Annotated in this window: 3 protein-coding genes; all 3 read right to left on the bottom strand. The window is 71.3% G+C overall.

Annotated features, from left to right (window positions below):
* From JQX13_RS38575 to JQX13_RS38565, 3 genes are read right to left on the bottom strand one after another with little or no spacing between them, the layout of a single operon-like run.
* Positions 1–4,212: a non-ribosomal peptide synthetase gene (locus JQX13_RS38575; RefSeq protein WP_203404415.1), complete on the bottom strand. Its 4,212-nt coding sequence runs from the start codon at positions 4,210–4,212 to the stop codon at positions 1–3.
* A complete protein-coding gene (locus tag JQX13_RS38570; RefSeq protein ID WP_203404414.1) occupies positions 4,209–10,778 on the bottom strand; it encodes a type I polyketide synthase in 6,570 nt (2,189 codons plus the stop codon). Before JQX13_RS38570 ends, JQX13_RS38575 begins: the two co-directional genes overlap by 4 nt.
* A 15-nt stretch (positions 10,779–10,793) precedes the next feature.
* Complete coding sequence (locus JQX13_RS38565; protein WP_203404413.1) at positions 10,794–20,942, bottom strand: type I polyketide synthase; 10,149 nt, start codon at positions 20,940–20,942, stop codon at positions 10,794–10,796.
* Between the last annotated feature and the right edge of the window lie 6 nt (positions 20,943–20,948).

Below are 20,948 nucleotides of genomic sequence, written 5' to 3'. Positions count from 1 at the left end.
TCAGCCCTGCCTGCGGCTGCGCGATGCGAGCCGTGCCTCGGCGCGATTCCGCCCCTTCTGCGTCACCGACTCCCCCTGGGGCGCCTGGCCCAGGTGGGCCGCCAGCGCGCGGATGGAGGGATAGCGGAAGGCATCCGTCACCTTGATGTCCATCCCGAGTGCCTGCCTCAGCTTGCCGTGGATCTGCACCACGTGCCGCGAGTTGGCGCCCAGGTCGAAGAAGTTCCGTGTGACGCTCACCTGCTCCAGCCCGAGCACCTGCTGGACGATCTCCGCCAGCACGCCCTCGAGGTTGCCCGTGGGGGCCTCGTAGACCTCCTCGACGGTCGAGACCACCGCCTCGGCCAGCAGGGCCTTGCGATCCACCTTCCCGTTGGGCGTGAGGGGTAGTGCGTCCTTGAGCACGAGCCGCGGCACCATGTGCCCGGGCAGCCGGGCGCGCAGGAAGTCCCGCAACTCCTCCGCGAGCGAGCGAGGCGCACCGCCCCCTTCCTCCGCCGGAGGCTTCAGCACGCTGGACACCTCCACACCACCACCGACGAGCGAGTGCACCAGCACGTCGTCCGCCCCCAGGCCGAGCCGGTTCCGGACGGCCTCGGCGTCCACCAATCCCAGGCCACACAGGCCGATGCCGCACGAAGCCGACTCGGTCATGAGGAGCTGACCCATGTAGCCAGCCTCGAGCAGGCAGAAATCCCGCGCCATCGGGCCGTACATGGGGGCGATGGCCGCCAGGTGGCCCACCAGGAAGATGGTGAACGCGGCCTGGGCCGCCATCGTCTTGTTCGCGGGCGCGTGGATCTCCTGCCCCAGAGCCTCGCCGGACACGCGGACCAGCCGATGCTGCGCCGGGTGGTGGTAGTAGACGCCGCCCGGCAGTCCCTCGACGCGGCCCGGCTCCACGGACACATAGAGCCGCACCGGGTACAGGCCGCCCGCCGACGGGTAACGGTACTTCGGCAGCCCTCCGGCCTCGATGGACACCAGGCTCTGCAACAACCGCCCGAGCTGCTCCATCGTCACCGGCTTCGGGAACTCGCGGTGGCTACGGCGCAGCGCGTAGAGCGACTCATCGATGGCCGGCGCGGGCAGTTCCACAACCTCCTCGCCCGGCTCCACCTTCCGCACACCACGCTTCGCCAGCTTGAACTCGAGCCGCTGCACGGGATCCGTCAGCATGCTCGGGCCCATGCCTCCACCCTGAGCCGGCTCGAGCGCGGCGGGCGTCTCCGCCTTCTCCGGCTCCTTCGACTGCTCGTCGGCGACGACGTACGCCACCAGGTGCTTCTTGCCCTGCTCCCCGCCCGCCACCAGCGCGACGGCGTTGCGCACACGCGGGTGCTGGGTGAGCGTGGTCTCGATCTCCCCCAGCTCGATGCGCTGGCCGTTGATCTTCACCTGGAAGTCCACGCGGCCGAGGAACTCGATGTTCCCGTCCGGCAGCCAGCGGCCCAGGTCTCCGCTCTTGTAGAGACGCTCACCGGTGCGCGGGTGGGTGATGAAGCTGGCGCGCGTCTTCTCCGCATCCCGCCAATAACCACGCGCCAGGCCCGCGCCGCCGATGTAGAGCTGTCCGGGCACCCACACCGGGCACGGCTCCAGCATCTCGTTGAGGACGTGGTAGCGCGCGTTCGCCAGCGGCTTGCCGTAGGGGATGCTCGGCCACGACGGATCCACCGTCCCCACCTCGTACCAGATGTCCCAGACGGTGGTCTCCGTGGGGCCACCGGAGGCGATGATGCGCACCTCGGGCACCTTCGCGCGCAGCCGCTCCGGCAACGTCACCGGAATCCAGTCGCCCGCGAGGATCACCTTGCGCAGCGCGCTCGGAGCCGGAGCCTCGGGTGCCTGCTCCAGATGCTCCACCAGCATCTCCAGGAACGCCGGCACCGAGTTCCAGAAGGTGATGCCCTCGCGAGCCATCCACTCGGCCTGGTGCGACGGATCCTTCACCTTGTCGGCGTCCGGGATGACGAGCGTGGCGCCCGCGGCCAGCGCACCGAAGAGATCATAGACGGACAGGTCGTGGTGCAGCGCCGTGAGCGCGAGCGCCTTGTCCTCCGGACCCACCGCGAAGCGCGCGTTGATGTCGAGGATGCGGTTGATCACGCTCCGGTGCTCGATCATCACGCCCTTGGGCAGACCGGTGGAGCCCGAGGTGTAGAGCACATAGGCCAGGTCGTTGGAGCGCGGGAGCGCGGCCGGAGCCACGGGCTCGGGAACGGGGCCGTCCTCCACGAGCAGGCGCTGCACGCCCTCGGGCCACGAGAGCCGCGCGTCCAGCTGGGGCTGCGTGAGCACCAGACGCACCTCGCCCTGCTGGAGCAGATAGCGCAGGCGCTCGGGAGGCACCTCCGGATCCACCGGCAGGTAGGGCGCGCCCGCCGAGTGGATGGCGTACACGGCCACCACCTGCTCCCAGCCCTTCTCCATCACCACCGCCACGGGCGCGTCCGTGCGAGCCCCCAGCGAGGCCAGACGCTGGCCCAGGTGGAAGGCCCGGCGGGTGAGCTCCTCATAGGTGAGCACCTTCGAGGAGGACACCACGGCGCGGTGCTGGGGCCGCAGCGCGGCCTGCTCGGCGAGGAGCTGGGGCAGCGACTTGTCCGGAATGGGCGCGGAGGTGGCGTTGAGGGCCTCGCGGGCGGAGAGCTGCTCGGACGGAGGCAGCACGCGCTGGGCCCGGAGCTCGCTCCAGGTCTCCTCGCGAGTGGCCAGCCGCAGCAGCAGCTCGTTCCACGCGGCGAACATGGCGTCCAGCATCCCCGGCGGGAAGAGCGCCTCCACCGCGTCCCAGTGGTAGACGAGCGCGCCCTCCTCCTCGAAGACCTGGTTGTCCAGCCACACCTGCGGCGTCTGCGTCAGGCTGAAGGCCACCTCGCCCAGAGCCTTCCACGAGGTGACGGGCGGGCGGTACCCCTGCGCGCCCAGGCTGAGCAGGCTGGTGAAGACGACGGGCATGCCACCCGCCTCCGTCCCGTTGTAGCGGGCCAGCTCGCGCAGCACCTGCACGCCGCTCACGTAGCGGTGCTCCAGGTCGGTCCAGAGCTGCTCCTGCAGGCGCTGCACGCGCGAGACGAGCGGCTCCGACACCGAGCCATCCACCCCGAGGAGGATCATCGAGGTGAAGTCACCCAGCAGGGAGTTCACCTGCGGGTGCAGCGGCAGACGGTTGAAGAGGGTGACGTTGAGCGTCAGCCGGGGGTTGCGGCTCCAGGCGGCGAGCACCTCCGCGTAGGCGGCCATCAGCACCGCGGACGGAGTGAGGCCGAGCGCGGTGCAGCGGGCCATCACCCGGCTCCACAGCTCCGGGGACAGGCGGCCATCGCGGCGGGTGAAGCGGGTGCTCCCGTGCGAGCCCGGCTTCTTCGCCAGCGGCAGTTCCGGGGCGGGCGGCAACGCCTTCACGCGCTCGCGCCAGTAGTCCATCGAGCGCCGGTACAGCTCCGTCTCGTGCAGCGCCTGCTCCGCCAGCACGTAGTCGCGGTAGGACAGCTCCAGCGGTGGCAGCGCCTTGTCCGGATTCAGGTAGAGCTGGATCCAATCCTGGTTGAGCAGCAGCAGGCTTCCGCCGTCGATGTGGAGCAGATCCACGCTCACGTGGACGCGGGTGCGATCGCCATCCATCCGCGTGGCGCTCACCTCGAAGGTGGGCCACTGGTCCGCCTGGAAGACCTGGTGCGACAACCGCTCGCGGGCCTCCGCCAGCTCCGCCTCGACCTCGGCCGCGGACCGCCCACGCAGATCCCTCACGGGGAAGGAGTACCGGGGCACCTCCGGGAGGATCTGCTGGCGTCCGTCCGGCAGGATGACGGCGCGCAGCATGTCATGTCGGGCGATGGCCGCGTTCCACGCGTGCTCCAGCCGCTCCAGGTCCAGCCCCACGGCATCCAGCTCGGTATAGAGGTGGATGGAGACGTCGCCCAGGTCGTACGCGGCGCTGCGGCCGATCCAATAGGCCTGCTGGATGTCCGTGAGCGGAAAGGGCTCATGACGGTGGGCCGGATCCGGAACGAGCTGCGGGAGCTGGCGCTCGCCCCCCCCGGCGCGAGCGCGCATGACGGCCAGGAGCTCCTCCTTGCTGCGGGCCAGCTCGTTGCGTAGCTCGGGCGTGAGGGAGCCCTTGGGCGCGCGTACGTCGATCTGCCCCTCGACAAGGGAGAGCTGGATGCCACGGCGGGCCAGCTCGGACAGCAACACCTGGATACTCATAGACGTACGATCTCCCACTCTCCATCATCCGCGGCCGGGGTGGCGGCCGTGGGCACCAGGACGGCTTCGAGCGCGTCTCCGGTGGCGATGTGCTCCAGCAGCTCTCCGGCCAGCTCGGAGATGCTGGGGCCCTTCAGGAAACGAACCACGGGGAGCGACACCCCGAGGCTGGCCTCGACACGCTTCTTCAGCTCCATGGCCATGAGCGAGTCGAGCCCCATCCGGTTGAGCGCCTGGATCAACGACAGCTTCTCGGGAGCCATGCGGAGCGTGCGGGCCACCTGCTCCTGGAGGTGAGACTCGAGGAGCGAGCGGCGCTCGGGGGGCGGCACGGAGCGGAGGGTGCGCAGGATGGCGGCGGCATCGAGCCGGACACCGCCCGCCTCACCCTCTCCCGCAAGGAGCTCGACCAACAGGGGACGAGACATGATCACTTGAGGGGAGCGCCGCAAGCGCGCGACGTTCAAGGACAGCACCACCACCTGCTCCCGGTCCTCACGCAGCAGCCGCTCGAGGATCTCCAGACCCTGGGTGGGGCTGATGCTGCTCAAGCCGTACGACTCCAGACGGGCGCCCCGCTCGGGCCGCGCCGCGGCGAGACCCACCTCGGACCAGGGACCCCAGTTGATGCTCTGGGCCGGCAGCCCCCGTGTCCGCCGGTGCCAGGCCAGCACATCGAGGAAGGCATTGGCCGCGGCGTAGTTGGACTGGGCCTGCGCGCCGAGCACCGAGGCCGCCGAGGAGAAGAGAACGAAGAAGTCCAGGGGTTGTCCGCTCGTCAGGGTGTGCAGGTTCCACGCACCCTCCACCTTCGGAGCCATCACCCGGTGCAGGCGCTCGCGATCGAGCTGCAGCATGATGCCGTCGTCCAACACCGCCGCACCGTGGAAGATGCCACGCAGCGGAGGTCCGCTGCGGGAGATGTCCGCGAGGAGCACGGCCAGGGATTCTGGCTGGGTGACATCCGCCGACGCCACCACCACCCGCGCTCCCGCCGCCGACAACCGGGCGAGTGTCTCCTGGGCCTGCTGCGACGTGGGCCGGCCGCGTCCCAACAGGACGATGTGGCGCGCCCCCTGCTCCACGAGCCAGCGAGCGAGCACCAGCCCGATACCTCCCAGCCCCCCCGTGATGAGGTACGTGCCATCTGGCCGGACGGCGCCGGCGAGCGGCGCGATGCGGACCTCGGGGGAGACGTCCGGGCAGAGGACGATCTTCCCGATGTGCCGTGCCTGGGCCATGTGGTGGAAGGCCTCCTCCGCATGGGACAGCGGGAAGGCTCGCACCGGCGGAGACGACAGGGTGCGGTCCGCGAACAGGGCCACCACCTGGCGCAGCAGTGAACCCGCGAGCGCGGGCCGCTCACGCAGCATGCGCGCCAGATCGATGGCCGAGTAGGTCAGGTTGCGCTGGAACGGGGCCAGTCCCAATCGCCGGTCCTCGTAGATGTCCCGCTTGCCGATCTCCAGGAAGCGGCCATAGGGCGCGAGCACCGAGAGACTCGTGGAGACGGCCTCGCCGCTGAGCGAGTTGAGCACCACGTCCACGCCCTCGCCGCCGGTGAGGCCGCGGATCTCCTCGGCGAAGGCCAGCGAGCGCGAGTCCATCACGTGATGGATGCCCAGGAAGCGCAGGTACGCGCGCTTCTCCTCGCTGCCCGCGGTGGCGAAGATCTCCGCGCCCGCGAGCCGGGCCAGCGCCACGGCGGCGAGCCCCGTGCCACCCGAGGCCGAGTGGATGAGCACCCGCTCCCCGCGCTGCAACCGGCCCACGTGGTTCAGCGCGTAGTGGGCCGTCATGAAGGTGATGGGGATGCCCGCCGCCTCCTCGAAGGACAGGTGCGGCGGCTTGAGCGCCACGAAGGTCGCCGAGGTGGTGACGTGGGTGCTGAAGCTGAAGGGCGCCAGGGCGATGACCGCGTCCCCCGGACGCACCTCGGTGACACCCTCGCCCACCGCCACCACCACGCCCGAGCACTCGCCACCCGGCTTCACCACCCCGTCCGGCTCCACATCCGGGCGCATGCCCAGCGCGGACAGCACGTCCAGGAAGTTGAGGCCCGCGGCGCGCACCTCGATCTCCACCTCGCCTGCGCCCGGAGCGCGACGCACGATCTCGCGCAGCGTCAGGTTCTCCAGCAGGCCGGGTTGGGAAATCTCCAACCGGTACGGGCGACCCGCCGCCGCGACCCGGGCACCCGCCGCATCGGAACGAGGCGCGGACGCACGGACGAGCCGCGCCACCGAGCGCTCCGTGCCCCGCAGGGCCACCTGGGTCTCGGTGTCATCCGCGTCCAGCTCGTCGAGCAGGCTCGCGGCCTGGGTGGAGATCTCTCCCTCCGTGTCGAGATCCACCGCGGTGCAACGCCACTCGGGGCTCTCGAGTTCCAGGGAGCGGGCCATGCCCCACATGGAGGATCCACCCGGCAGCACCGGCCTCGAGCCCACCGGCTGCGAGCCCCGGGTGACGAGCCACAACCGGGGCGCCTTGCTCCACCCCGCTCCAGCCAACGCCTGGGACAGGTGCAGCACGCTCGTGGGGTTGAGCATTTCGGCCTCGCGCAGCCACGCCGCGCTGTCCAGGCCGGGCGAGGCCACATCGAGGCTCCACAGGTGCACCACGCCCACGGGTGGCTTCGCCCCGAAGGCCTCGGCGATGAGCTGACGGAAGGACTCGGGGCGCCTCGGATCGATCTTGTAGCGCTCGGGCGATTCGAGGACGAGTCCCGCCGCTCCGGACGAGGCAGTCACCAGCACGACGCGCTCGCCCCGGGCCTGGAGCCGGGTCACGAGCCAGGAACCAACCCCGCTCTCATCAGCGAGCACGAGCCAGCTCGACCTTCCGGCCTCGGCGGGACGCTCGGTGCGCACGGGGCGCGCGCGGGGCACCCAGCGCACCTCGTACAGCCAGTCCTCCAGCGAGTCGCCGCTCTTCGTGGCGTCCAGCTTCTGTGCGCGGATGCCGTGGACCTCGCCGACGAGCTGGCCCTCGGCGTCATGGATGAGCACGTCGCCCACGAAGCCATTGCCATCCTCGGCGCGGCGCAGGGTGGCGTGGCTCCAGAGCGAGCCCTTGGGCGGCGCGAGGATTCGGAAGGACTCCATGCCCACGGGCAGGTACGTCTCGTCCTGATCCATGGCATCCGCTGGCACGGCGGCCGTCACCACCTGGAAGCAGGCGTCCAGCAGCGCGGGATGGATGCGATAAGCGCCCGCGGCCGGCGCCACCGGCGCGGGAAGCTGGATGCGGCCGAGCGCCTCTCCATCGCGGCGCCAGAGCGACTCGACGCCCTGGAAGCCAGGACCGTAGTCGAGCCCGCGCGCCCTCGAGTCCTCGTAGTGCCGGGCCCCTGATACCTGCTGCGAGCAGCGAGCCCGCACCTGAGCCTCGTCCAGGGTGGCGGTGTCTTTCGACGGCGCGGCCTCCAGACGCAGCGAGCCCGAGGCGTGCAGCGTCCACGTATGCTCATCCGGCGACGCACTGGACACCTGGAAGGACACGCGCCCGCCCGGCTCCGGGGTGAGCGCGAGTTGCACGCGGCGAGTCCCCTCGTCCGGCAGGAAGAGGGCTCGGGAGAAGCGCACGTCCTCGACGCGTGGGGACTCGGCGCCGAAGCCCTCGATGGCGGCCGAGGTGGCCATCTCCAGGTACGCGGCTGCTGGCAGGATGATCGCCTCCTGCACGCGGTGGTCCGCGAGGAAGGGCAGCCGCTCCAGGCCGAGATCGATCTCCCAGAAGCGAGTGCCTGGGCCCACTGACGCATGCAACGAGTCACCCAGCATGGGATGGCGCGAGGTGGCCCGGTTGCGCGCGCTCCTGTTTCCACCCGCGTCGAGGCCCTCCAACCAGTGGCGCTGGCGCTGCCAGGGATAGGTGGGAAGGGCCACGAGCCGGCCGCCCTGGGGATGCTGCTTCGTCCAGTCCACCTCGTGGCCCGCCGCGTACAGCGCGCCCAGCGAACCCAGCAGTGCCGCTCGCTCCGGCTCTCCACGACGCAGCGACGGCAGCGCGATCACACCGCCCTCGGCGCTGCCCTCCACCTCGTTCTTGAGGATGGGGTGCGGGCTCATCTCCACGAAGAGTCCGTGTCCCTCCTCCTTCAGCTTCTTCACCGTCTCCGCGAAGCGCACCCGCTCCCGGAGGTTCTTTACCCAGTAGCTCGCGTCGAAGTCCGCGCCGTCTCCCGAGGTGACGGTCACCGTCGAGTAGATGGGCACGTTGCCAGCCTTGGGCCTCACGCTGCCCAGCACTCGCATCAACTCCGGCTTCAGCGGCTCCATCTGCGCCGAGTGCGAGGCGTAGTCCACCTTCACCCACCGGCAGAACTTTCCCTCTCCCTCCAGCTCCTTCAGCACCTCCCCCAACGCTTCCTTCTCTCCCGCCAGCACCGTGCTCCGCGGCCCATTGCTCGCCGCGACGGAGACTCTCCCGCCCTTGCTCGCTATCCGCTTCTCCGCCTCCTCCGCTCCCAGCTCCACCACCGCCATCCCGCCCTTACCGCTCGTGCTCGCCACCAGTCGGCTTCGCTCGCAGATGACCCGCGCCGCGTCCTCCAGGCTCAGCGCCCCAGCCACGTGCGCCGCCGCCACCTCTCCCATGCTGTGGCCCACCACCGCGTCCGGCTCCACTCCCCAGCTCCGCCACATCGCCGCCAGCGCCACCTCCACCGCGAACAGCGCCGGCTGGATGACCTCCACCTTCTCCAACCCCTGCCCCTTCTCCAGCACCTCCTTCAGGCTCCACTTCACGTGCCTCTTCAACGCCGCGTCGCACGCCTCTATCGCCTGCCGGAATACCGGCTCCTTCCCCATCAACTCCCGGCCCATTCCCTCCCACTGCGAGCCCTGGCCCGGGAACACGAACACCACCTTGCCCCTCCGTCCCTCCTCCACCTTCCCCACCGCCAGCCCGGGGCGCTCCTCTCCCCTCATCCACGCTCGCAGCTTCTCCGTCCACTCCTCCCGGCTCGCCCCCACCACCGCCAGCCGCTGCTCGTGGTGCGCCCTTCGTACCGCCGCCGTGTACCCCGCCTCCTCCACTCCCGGCGCGCCCTGCTCCTCCAGCGCCTTCACGTACTCGCCCGCCAGCGCCTTCAGTGCTTCCTCACTCCTCGCCGACAGCGGCAACACCACCTCTCGCGCCACCTGCGCCCGTACCGGCTCCTTGCGCTCCGGTGCCTCCTCCAGCACCACGTGCGCGTTGATGCCGCTCAGACCGAAGGAGCTGACACCACCTATGCGCGACTCTCCGGAGGGCACGTCCCACGCCGCGAGCTGCCTCGGGATGTCGATGGGCATCCGGTCCCAATCGATATATGGATTGGGATTCTTCAGGTGCAGGTGCGCGGGGATCTGCTTGTGCCGCAGCGCGAGCGCCAGCTTGATGAGCCCCGAGATACCCGCGGCGCCCTCCAGGTGGCCGAAGTTCGTCTTCACCGAGCCCACCGTCAGCCGCCGCTCCGCGGGCCGGCCCTGCCCGAGCACCGCCCACATGGCGCGCAGCTCGATCGGATCTCCCAGCGACGTGCCGGTGCCATGGGCCTCCAGGTAGCTCACCTGGTGCGGCGCCACCCTTCCATTGGCCAGCGCCCGGCGGATGACGTCCTGCTGAGCCGCTCCGTTCGGAATGGTGAGGCCGCCGCTCGGCCCGTCGTGGTTGGTGGCCGTGCCTCGAATGACCGCGAGGATCTCATCCCCCGAGGCGAGCGCGTCCGACAGGCGCTTGAGCACCACCACGCCACAGCCCTCGCCCCGCCCGTACCCGTCCGCCGAGGCATCGAACGTCTTGCACCGCCCGTCCTTCGCCAGCGCCTTGAGCTGGCACATGATGACGTTCGACTCGGGCGCGAGGATGAGGCTCACTCCGGCGGCGATGGCCAGGTTGCACTCGCCGCTGCGCAGGCTCCGCACCGCCAGGTGCACGGCCACCAGGGACGAGGAGCACGCGGTGTCCACCACCATGCTCGGCCCCTGGAGTCCCAGCAGGAACGACAGCCGCCCGGCGAGGAAGCTCCACGCATACCCGGTGCCGGTGTACGGATCGATCCGCGCCGGATCATCCATGCGCATCTGGAGCCGCGAGTAGTCGTTCCCCATCACGCCCACGAACACGCCCGTGGGGCTGTTGGCGAGCCGCGTGGGCACCTGTCCGGCGTTCTCCAGCGCCTCCCATGCCACCTCGAGCAGCAGGCGCTGCTGCGGATCCATCGCCGCGGCCTCCCGGGGCGTAATCCCGAAGAAGCCCGCGTCGAAGCGATCCACCTGCTCCACGAAGCCGCCCTCGCGGACGTACATCTTCCCGGGCGCGTCCGGGTTGGCGTCGTACCAGGCGTCGAGGTCCCAGCGGTCCTTCGGCACCTCGCTCATGGCGTCCACGCCGTCGCGCAGCAGCCGCCAGAAGCCGGCCGCGCCGGTGGCTCCGCCGGGGAAGCGGCAGCCCATGCCGACGATGGCGATGGGCTCCGCCTTCTCGCGCTCGGCGGACTCCAGCTTGCCGCGCATCTTGTTGAGGGCGACGACGGCTTCGCGCAGGCGGGCGGTGGTGTCGTTCGTCTCGGGAGTGCTCATGGCGGTGGGTTCCGTTCAGGACTCGATGAGGTCGGTGGCGGCCGCGAGCTCCGCGTCGAGCAGCTTGCGCAGCTCGGCCTCGGAGAGGGTGTCCAGGTTCTCGGGAAGCTCGGGGCCCTGGCGCGTGGAGGAACTCGACAGGGAGGCGGACACGGGCACCACGGAATCGGGCGGAGTGGTCGCCGTGAACACCTGGCCGAGAATCAGCTCGACGATGGCGTCGACGGTGGGGTTCTCGAAGACGAGCGTGGGCGGCAGGCTGACGCCCACCGCGCGCTGGAGGCGGTTGCGCAGATCCACCGCCATCAGCGAGTCCAGGCCCAGCTCGAAGAGCGGCTTGCGCGTATCGATGGACTGGAGGCCGAGCACCTCGGCGCTCCACTTCTCCACGCCCTGGCGGAGCAGCTCGCGGCGGCGCTTGGGCTGGGCCTGCTCGAGCTGCGCGAGGAAGTCGCTCTTCTCCGAGGTCTCGTTCCGGGCTGGCGAGGAGTCCCTCACCACGGGCCGCACCTCGCGCGCGAGGGCGGAGAGCACCCTCGGCTCCTCGCCCGGGGCGAAGCGCTCGAGGACACGGGCCCAGCGCGCCGACATCACACCGAGCCGTGGCACATCCCTCCGGCCGAGCAGCGCCAGGAAGAGCTGCGCGCCCTGCGTGGGGGTGATGAGGTCCACGCCCCGATCGGCCCAACGCCGGCTGGCCACCTCCGCGGCCATGCCCGAGCCGGACCACGGGCCCCAGTTGATGCTGAGCGCGGGCAGGCCCTCGGAGCGCCGCAGGTGCGCGAGCGCGTCCAGGAAGGCATTGGCCGCGGCGTAGTTGGCCTGTCCCGCCGATCCCACCAGCGACGCCGCCGAGGAGAAGAGGATGAAGAAGTCCAGCGGCAGGTCTCGGGTGAGCACGTGCAGGTTCCACGCGCCCTCCACCTTGGCGGGGAAGACCTCGGCGAAGCGCGGCCACGTCTGCTCCAGCAGCACCCCGTCCGCGAGCACGCCCGCCGCGTGCACCACGCCTCGCAGCGGAGGCAGGGACTCGCGGATGTGCTTCAGCACTCGCTCCACGTCCTCGCGCCGGGAGACATCCGCCGCCAGCACCTCGACCCGGGCGCCGGATGCCTCCAGCGCCTTCAAGGCCTCACGTGCCTGCTCCGAGGGAGCAGTGCGCCCCAGTAACACGAGGTGTCGCGCGCCCTGCCGCACCAGCGTCCGAGCCACCTGCAGACCCAGCGCGCCGAGTCCTCCCGTCACCAGGTACGTGGCCTGGGCCTCCACCACCGGAGACTCCGGACCGGAATCCCTCTTCCTGCTGCGCGCCAGCCGGGCCACATGGCGCCGGCCTCCACGGAGGGCGATCTGATCCGCCGCCGGGTGCGCCAGCTCCGCGATCAGCCCCGCCACCTCGTCACCGGGCGCGGTGGGCTCCAGGTCGATCAACCCGCCCCAGTGGTCGGGCAGCTCCAGCGCCGCGACGGGACCGATTCCCCACAGCGGCGACTGCGCCACCGAGGAGGACGTCCCACCCACTGCCTGGGCGCCGCGCGTCACCACCCACAGCTTCGACCGGTCGCCACCGCTCCCGCCTCGCGCGAGCTGCTGGAGCACGTGCAGGGCGGAAGCCACGGACCGCTCGCGAACGGACCCGAGCACCTCGGGGGTGAGGTTCGCGTTCGCCGGGGCGTCCAGGCTCCACAGGTGCACCACGCCGCGAGGGGAGCCACCGGAGCTTCGCAGCGTCTCGAAGATCCGGGCGAAGTGCGCCGGTCGCGAGGGCGAAACGGTGTAGCGCCCGTCGCCAGAAACGCTCCAGTCCTCGCCCGCGAAGGCGAGCACCGGTGTGGCTCCGGCGACCGCGAGCTTGTCGGCCAGCGCGGCCCCCGTGCCTCCGCGATCCGCGAGGATCAGCCACGGACCCTCCAGACGTCCACCAGCCGGGGCCTCCGAGGGCTGCCACTCCAGCTCGTAGTACCAGTCGGAGAGGCCCTCGAGCGTGGCGCGCACGCGCATCAGCGCCTCGCGGCGGGCGCGCTTGAAGATGAGATCCCTACCCCAGGCCACCAGGGCCCCTGACTCGTCGAACAGCCGGAGCTGCCCGCGCACGGTCTCCTTGCCGCTGGAGCCGTCATCCTCCACCGACACGTGGCACCACAACCGCCCGCCTCGGAAGTCGTGGAAGCGCAGGTGCGGCATGCCGAAGGGCACCCACCCGTCCCCCGTCTCCATGCCCGTCGCCACACCGAAGCGCGCCGCGATGAAGAGCTGGAAGCACGCGTCGAGCATGCTCGGGTAGATACGGTAGCTCGAGGCCTCGTCGCCCGACACGACCTCGGGCAGCTTCATCCAGCACAGCGCCTCGCGCTCCTGGCGCCAGACCTTCTCGATGCACTCGTAGGTGGGGCCGAACTTGAACGCCGCCTTGGGCGAGACGATCCGGTAGAAGTCCTCGCGGGAAATCTCCTCGGTGCAGCGCGCCCGCACCTCCTCGAACGACGGAGAGGCAGCGCCCTCCGTGCCGCCCTCCGGGGCACCGCGCACCTTGCCGCTGACGTGGAGCCGCCAGGCGCTCGCGTCCTGCTCGTCGCCCGCCTTGCAGCTCGAGATGCGGAACGCCGCCTCGCCGGAGCCCTGGGGCGTAATCACGGTGTGCACCGTGCGCGAGCCCTCGTCCGGGAGGATGAAGGCCTCCTGGATGACCATCTCCTCGATGAGCGAAGGCCCCGGCCCGAGCACCCGCGCCGCCGCGTCCAGGACCATGGAGGCCTCGGTGGGGCCGGACACCACCGCCAGCCCCTGCACGCGGTGATCATCGAGCAGCCGGGGCGACCGCACGCTCAGGCAGGACTCGAAGAGGATCTCCTTCATGCCGGGCGAGGACACACGGCGGCCCAGCAGCGGGTGCTCGCCCGGACGCGACACGGGCGCCGGAGTCACCACGGCCTGAGTGGCGGGACGAGCGGGAGGTGCGTCATCAAGCCAGTAGCGGCGCCGCTGGAACGGGTACGTGGGCAGGGAGATCCGACGACCCGCCCCGCGCTCCAGGGCCTCCCATCGGGGCTCCACGCCGCGCGCGTAGAGGATCGCGAGGCTCTCTCGCATCTGCTGCCCGTCCTCCTTGCCCTTGCGCAGCGACGGCAGCCACAGGCCATGACCCTCGGGTACGCAGCGCTGCGCCAGTCCGAGCAGCGTCGGCTTCGGGCCAATCTCCACGAAGAGCTCCACCCCCTGGGCATGCAGGGCGCGGATGCTGTCGGCGAAGCGCACCGGCTCACGTGCGTGCCGCTTCCAGTAGTCCGCCGTGAACTCCCGCTGCGCCTGTCCCGTCAGGTTGCTGAGGACCTCCAGCGTCGGCTCCCGGTGCGTCACCTTCGCCGCCACCGCGCCGAACGTCTCCAGCATCGGCTCCATGAGCGGCGAGTGGAACGCGTGCGACACCATCAGCTTCTTCGCCTTGATGCCCCCCGACGCCAGCTTCGCCAGCACCGCGTCCACGCCCTGGGCCGTGCCCGAGATGACCGTCTCGCCAGGCCCGTTGAGGCCCGCCAGCGACACCGACGTCTCGTGGCCCACCAGCGCGGGCAGCACCTTCTCCTCGGTGGCGAACACCGCGGCCATCGCTCCGCCGCGCGGCAATTCCTGCATCAGCCGCCCGCGCTCGGCGATGAGCGACAGTCCCTCCTCCAGACTGAACACGCCGGCCACGCACGCCGCGGCGATCTCGCCCACGCTATGGCCCAGCACCACGTGCGGCACCACGCCCCACGAGCGCCACAGCTCCGCCAGCGCGTACTCCAGCGAGAACAGTGCCGGCTGCGTGTACCGCGTCTCGTCCAGCGGCGTGGCCTCTCCGCCCGCCGGGTACAGCACCGACAGCAGCCGCTTCTCCAGCCGGGGACGCAGCAGCTCGTCGCACCTGTCCAGCGCCTCGCGGAAGACGGGCTCCGACTCGTACAGGCCCCGCCCCATGCCCGCGAACTGCGCGCCCTGCCCCGTGAAGAGGAAGGCCACGCGACGGCGGCTCGGATCCACGGCCTCGCCCGTGAACACCGCGTCTGGCTTCTCGCCCTCGGAGAAACGCTCCAGCGTCTCCCGCAGCTCGTCCGCCGAGCGAGCCACCACGCCCGCGCGCCGCGCCAGGTGCGAGCGCCCCGTGTTCGCCGACAGGCACACGTCCGTCAGCCGGGCCCCGGGCTCCTGCTCCAGGTACCGCGCATGGCGGCCGGCCAGCTCGCGCAGGGCCTCGTCCGTGCGGGCCGACAGCGCCAGCAGATGCGGCGTCTCATCCTCGGGCGTGGCCGCTGTCTCCGCCTCGGGCTGGGCCGGGGCCTCCTCCAGCACCACGTGCGCGTTGGTGCCGATGAACCCGAACGAGCTCACCCCGGCGATGCGCTTCCTCGGCCCCGCGGGCCAGGGCGTGAGCTCGGTGACCACGCGCACCGGAATCTCGTCCCAGGAGATGCGTGGGTTCGGCTTCTTGAAGTGGAGGTGCGGGGGAAGCTCTCCGTGCTGCAACGCCAGCACCACCTTCATCAACCCGGCCACGCCAGCGGCCGACTCCAGGTGGCCCACGTTCGTCTTCACCGAGCCCAACAGGAAGGGCTCCTCGGGCGAGCGCCCCTCCGAGAGCACCGCCCCGAGCGCGCGGACCTCGATGGGATCTCCCAGCGAGGTGCCGGTGCCATGGGCCTCCACATAGCCCACCTGCGCGGGCTTCACGCCAGCGTTGGCGAGGGCCTCGCGGATGACGGCCTCCTGCGCGGTGCCGTTGGGCGCGGTGAGCCCCACGCTGCGCCCGTCCTGGTTCACCGCCGAGCCCCGGATGACGGCCAGCACCCGCTCCCCCGCCGCGAGCGCGGCCGAGAGCGGCTTGAGCACCAGCAGTCCGCAACCCTCGCTGCGCACGTAGCCGTCCGCCGCCGCGTCGAACGTCTTGCAGTGGCCGTCGGGCGCCATCATGCGCGCCCGGGACAGGTTGACGTTCGTCTCGGGCAGCAGCGTGAGGTTGACGCCACCGGCGAGCGCCACCTCACACTCGCCCGCGCGCAGGCTGCGGCAGGCGGTGTGGAGCGCCACCAGCGAGGACGAGCACGCCGTGTCGATGGCCAGCGCGGGCCCCTGGAACCCGAGCACGTAGGATACTCGGCCCGCCGCCGCGCTCAGCGCGTTGCCCGTGGCGAAGTACGCGTCGATGCGCGAGGGGTCTCCCCGGCGGAGCTGGAGCTGGGCGTAGTCCGTGCCGCTGATGCCCACGAAGACACCGGTGCGGCTGCCCGCGAGCCGCGACGGCGCGATCCCCGCGTGCTCCAGCGCCTCCCAGGCCACCTCGAGCAGGAGGCGGTGCTGGGGATCCATGTTGTTGGCCTCGCGCGGGGCGATGCCGAAGAACTCCGGATCGAACTGGTCCACGTCCCGGAGGAAGCCACCGTGGCGCGTGGACATCTTCCCGGGCGTCTCGGGGTTCGGGTCGTACCAGGCGTCGCGGTCCCAGCGCTCCGGAGGCACCTCCACGATGGCGTCGCGGCCCTCGCGCAGCAGTTGCCAGAAGGCCTCGGGGCTGTTCGCGCCACCCGGGAAGCGGCACCCCATGCCCACGATGGCGATGGGCTCGTCCCGCTCCGCACGGGGCGCCACGGACGGCGTGGGCGTGGAGGCCTCGTCGGGCAGCAGGCGCCCGGACAGGTACGTGGCCAGGGCCTGGATGTTGGGGTGGTTGAAGATGAGCGTGGGAGGCAGGGCCACTTCGCCGCCCACGGCGCGCTGGAGCCGGTTGCGCAGCTCCACCGCCATCAGCGAGTCCAGGCCCATGTCGAACAGGCCCCGGTGCAGCTCGAGGGGCCGCGAGCCATCGAGGCCCAGCACGCGCTCGGTCTCGCGGCGCACGAAGTCGAGCACCACGTCGGCGCGATTGCCGGACGGCGCGGACTCGAGCCGTTTGCGAAGCTCGGACTCCACTACGGGGGCGGGAGCGGAGGCGGCACGCCGCGAGCGCTCGGCCAGCCCCGCGAGCATCGAGGGCACACCGCCCGGTGCGGAGGCGAGATACTTCTCCCAGTCGATGGGCAGCACCGCCACCTCGCTGGCGCGTCCGGCGGAGAGCAGCCGTCCCAGGAGCGAGAGTCCCTCGGCCGGAGCGATCAGCGCCATGCCGCGACGGGCCCACCGCTGGAGGCTCCGCTCGTCGAGCGAGGCCGCCATGCCCGCCTCGGCCCACGGACCCCAGGCGATGCTCAGCGCGGGGAGGCCATTGGCGCGGCGGAGGTGCGCCAGCGCATCCAGGAAGGCATTGGCCGCCGCGTAGTTGCCCTGCCCCGGCGAGCCGAGCAGCCCCGCCGCCGAGGAGAACAACACGAAGAAGTCCAGGGACAGCTCTCGCGTGGCGAGGTGCAGGTTCCAGGCTCCCGCCACCTTGGGCGAGAGCACCCGCTCCACCCGCTCGGGCGTGAGCTGGAGCAGCACGCCGTCATCGACCACACCCGCCGCGTGGAGGATGCCCTTGAGCGGCGGCAACGCGCCCTGAATGGAGCCCATGACGCGCGCCACGTCCTCGGCGCGGGCCATGTCGCCCTGGAGAACGGTGACACGAGCGCCCTTCTCCTCCAGCGCGCGCAGCTCGGCGGCGATTTCATCGGAGGGGCTCCGGCGTCCCACCAGCGCCACGTGACGCGCCCCCCGATCCACCAGCCAACGAGCGAGCCGGCGGCCCAGCGCGCCGAGTCCTCCCGTCACGAGGTAGGTCGCCTCGGCCTCGAACCGGGGCGCGGTAGATGGAACCGAGGCGCCTGCCTCCAGCCGGGCCGTCCAACGGTACCCCTCACGGAAGGCCACCTGGGGCGCCTCGCGGGATGAGGAGAGCTCGCTGCACAGCGCGGAGATCTCCGCCTCGGGAGCACCGGGCGCCAGGTCCACCAGCCCGCCCCAGAGGTCCGGGTGCTCCGCCGCGATCACACGACCCAGCCCCCACAGCGGAGACTGAGCCACCGCCACCGGAGCACCTCGAACGAGCTGAGCGCCCCGGGTGACGATCCACAGCTTCGAGCCCGCGCCCGTCTTCGCGATCGCCTTCACCACCGCCAGCGCGCCCCGCACCGCCGCGCCAGCCTCCACGGGCACCGCCTGCTCACCGGAAGCGGCGTCCAGGCCACCCAGGTACACCACGCCCCGAGGAGCCGTCCCCTCCGAGCACACCGCCGCGAGCTTCCGCTCCAGTTCCTCCGGCGTCTCGCTCCCGGCGGGCACCACCGAGCAGGAGGCACCACCAGCGGTCAGCTTCGCCGCGAGCGCCTCACCCACGCCGCCGCGATCGGCCAGGACGATCCACCGTCCCTCCACCGGGCCCGAGGTGTTCGAGGCGAGCGTCCCGTCCTCTACCCAGGAGAGCTCATGGAGCCACTCATGCGAGCGTCCGCTGGGAGAACGGACCTGTGAACCCTCACGCCGGTCCACCCAGTAGGACTGCCGCTGGAAGGGGTACGTGGGCAACGAGACGCGGCGGCGGACGGCTCCGCCCGACAGTCCGGCCCAGTCCACCGGAACGCCCCGGACATAGAGCGCTCCGAGACTGGAGAGCACCTGCCGGAGGTCGTCCTGCCCCTCCCGCAGCGAGGGCACCCAGAGCCCCTCCCCCTCGGGCACGCAGCGCTGCGCCAGCGCGAGCAGCGTCGGCTTCGGGCCGATCTCCACCAGCACCCGTACGCCCTGGGAGAACAGCGCTCGGATGCTGTCGGCGAAGCGCACCGGCTCGCGCACGTGCCGCTTCCAGTAGTCCGCCGTGAACTCCCGCTGCGCCTGCCCCGTCAGATTGCCGAGCACCTCCAGCTTCGGCGTCTGGTGCGTCACCTTCGCGGCCACCGCGCCGAACGCCTCCAGCATCGGCTCCATGAGCGGCGAGTGGAACGCATGGGACACGACCAGCTTCTTCCCCTTCACGCCCTCGGCGGCCAGCCTCGCGAGCACCGCGTCCACGCCCTCGGCGCTGCCAGAGATGACCGTCTCGCCGGGGCCGTTGAGGCCCGCCAGCGACACCGCCGACTCATGACCCGCGAGCGCCGCCTTCACCTGCGCCTCGGGCGCGAACACCGCCGCCATGGACCCACCGGACGGCAGCGCCTGCATCAACCGCCCGCGCTCGGCGATCAGCTTCAGCCCGTCCTCCAGGCTGAACACCCCTGCCACGCACGCGGCCACCAGTTCGCCCACGCTGTGGCCCAGCACCACGTGCGGCACCACGCCCCACGAGCGCCACAGCTCCGCCAGCGCGTACTCCAGCGCGAACAGCGCCGGCTGCGTGTACTGCGTCCTCGACAGCAGCTCCCCATCGCCGGGCTCCAGCCCGAACATCACCGACAGCAGCGGCCTGGGCAGCAGCGGGCGCAACAGCTCCTGGCACCGCTCCAGCGCTGCGCGGAACACGGGCTCCGATTCGTACAGGCCGCGCCCCATGCCCACGTACTGGCTGCCCTGTCCCGTGAAGAGGAACGCCACCTCGGGCGCCTCGGGCTTCTCCAGGCCGCCGCTCTGGACGCCCGCGGGCTGCTCCCCGGCGGCGAAGGCCGCGAGCTTCTCCCGCAGCTCCCCGGTGCTCCCGGCCACCACCGCGAGCCGGGTCCCCAGGTGCGCACGCCCCGTATTCGCCGAGGCGCACACGTCCGCCAACGCCAGCGAGGGCTCTCCCGCGAGCCGCTCGGCATGGCGTCCGGCCAGCTCGACCAGCGCCTTCTCATCTCGTGCCGAGAGCGCCAGCAGATGCGCGGGCCGCACGGAAGACACGGGCGCCGAGGCAGGCGCGGGCGGCTCCTCCACGATGACGTGCGCGTTGGTGCCACTGAAACCGAACGAGCTCACTCCGGCGACGCGCTTTCCACCGGACACGGACCACGGCGTCAACGCCGTGGGCACCGACACCGGCAGCTCGTTCCAGGGAATGTGCGGGCTGGGCTGGTGGAAGTTCAGATGCGGGGGAATCTCCCCGTGCCGCACCGCGAGCACCGCCTTGATGAGCCCGGCCACACCGGCGGCCGACTCCAGGTGGCCGATGTTCGTCTTCAACGAGCCGACGAGACACGCCCTGCCCGCCTCACGTCCCTCGCGGAGCACCGAGCCGAGCGCCCGCACCTCGATCGGGTCTCCCAGCGAGGTACCCGTGCCATGGGCCTCCACGTATCCCACGTCGGAGGGCTTGAGCCCCGCGTCGGACAGGGCCTCGCGGATGACGGCCTCCTGCGACGGTCCGTTGGGCGCGGTCAGCCCGGCGCTGCGCCCGTCCTGGTTCACCGCCGAGCCGCGAATGACGGCCAGCACGGTGTCACCACTGGCCAGCGCGTCCGCCAGCCGCTTGAGCACCACCACGCCGCAGCCCTCGCCGCGCACGTAGCCATCCGCCGCCGCGTCGAACGTCTTGCACTTCCCATCCGGCGCGAGCATCCGCGCCTTGGAGAAGTTGATGGACACCTCGGGAGCCAGGATGAGGTTCACCCCGGCGCCGAGCGCCACGTCGCACTCGCGGCGGCGCAGGCTCTGACAGGCCAGGTGCACCGCCACCAGCGAGGACGAGCACGCCGTGTCCACGGAGAGGCTCGGGCCCTTCAGCCCCAACAGGTACGACAGGCGTCCCGAGGCCACGCTGTCCGCGTTGCCCGTGCCCACGTAGGCGTCGATCCGCTCGGGGTCCGCGAAGAGGAAGCGCAGGTAGTCGTTGCCGCTGATGCCCACGAAGACGCCGGTGCGACTGCCCGCCAACCGGTCCGGGGCGAGCCCCGCGTGCTCCAGCGCCTCCCAGCTCACCTCCAGCAGCAGGCGCTGCTGCGGATCCATGCTCTGGGCCTCGCGCGGCGACACGCCGAAGAAGCGCGCGTCGAAGCGATCCACGTCCTCCACGAAGGCGCCGTACCGCGAGGCGATCTTCCCCGGCGCGTCCGGATCCGGATCGTACAGGGCGTCCACGTCCCAGCGGCTCGGAGGGACCTCGGTGACGGCCTCGCGCCCCTCGCGCAGCAGCGTCCAGAAGGCCTCGGGCCCGTTCACTCCACCCGGGAAGCGGCAACCCAGGCCGACCACGGCGATCGGCTCGGTGCGAGCACGCTCCATGGCCTCCAGGCGGGCACGCATGTCCTGCACCGCCAGCAGTGCTCTCTTGAGCGCGGGGCTCGCCTCTCCCGTTCCTGATCCGGTGCTCATGTGCTC

It is taken from the genome of Archangium violaceum, assembly GCF_016859125.1.
GTDB lineage: Bacteria > Myxococcota > Myxococcia > Myxococcales > Myxococcaceae > Archangium > Archangium violaceum_A.
This window is presented reverse-complemented; position numbering and strand designations above follow the sequence as displayed.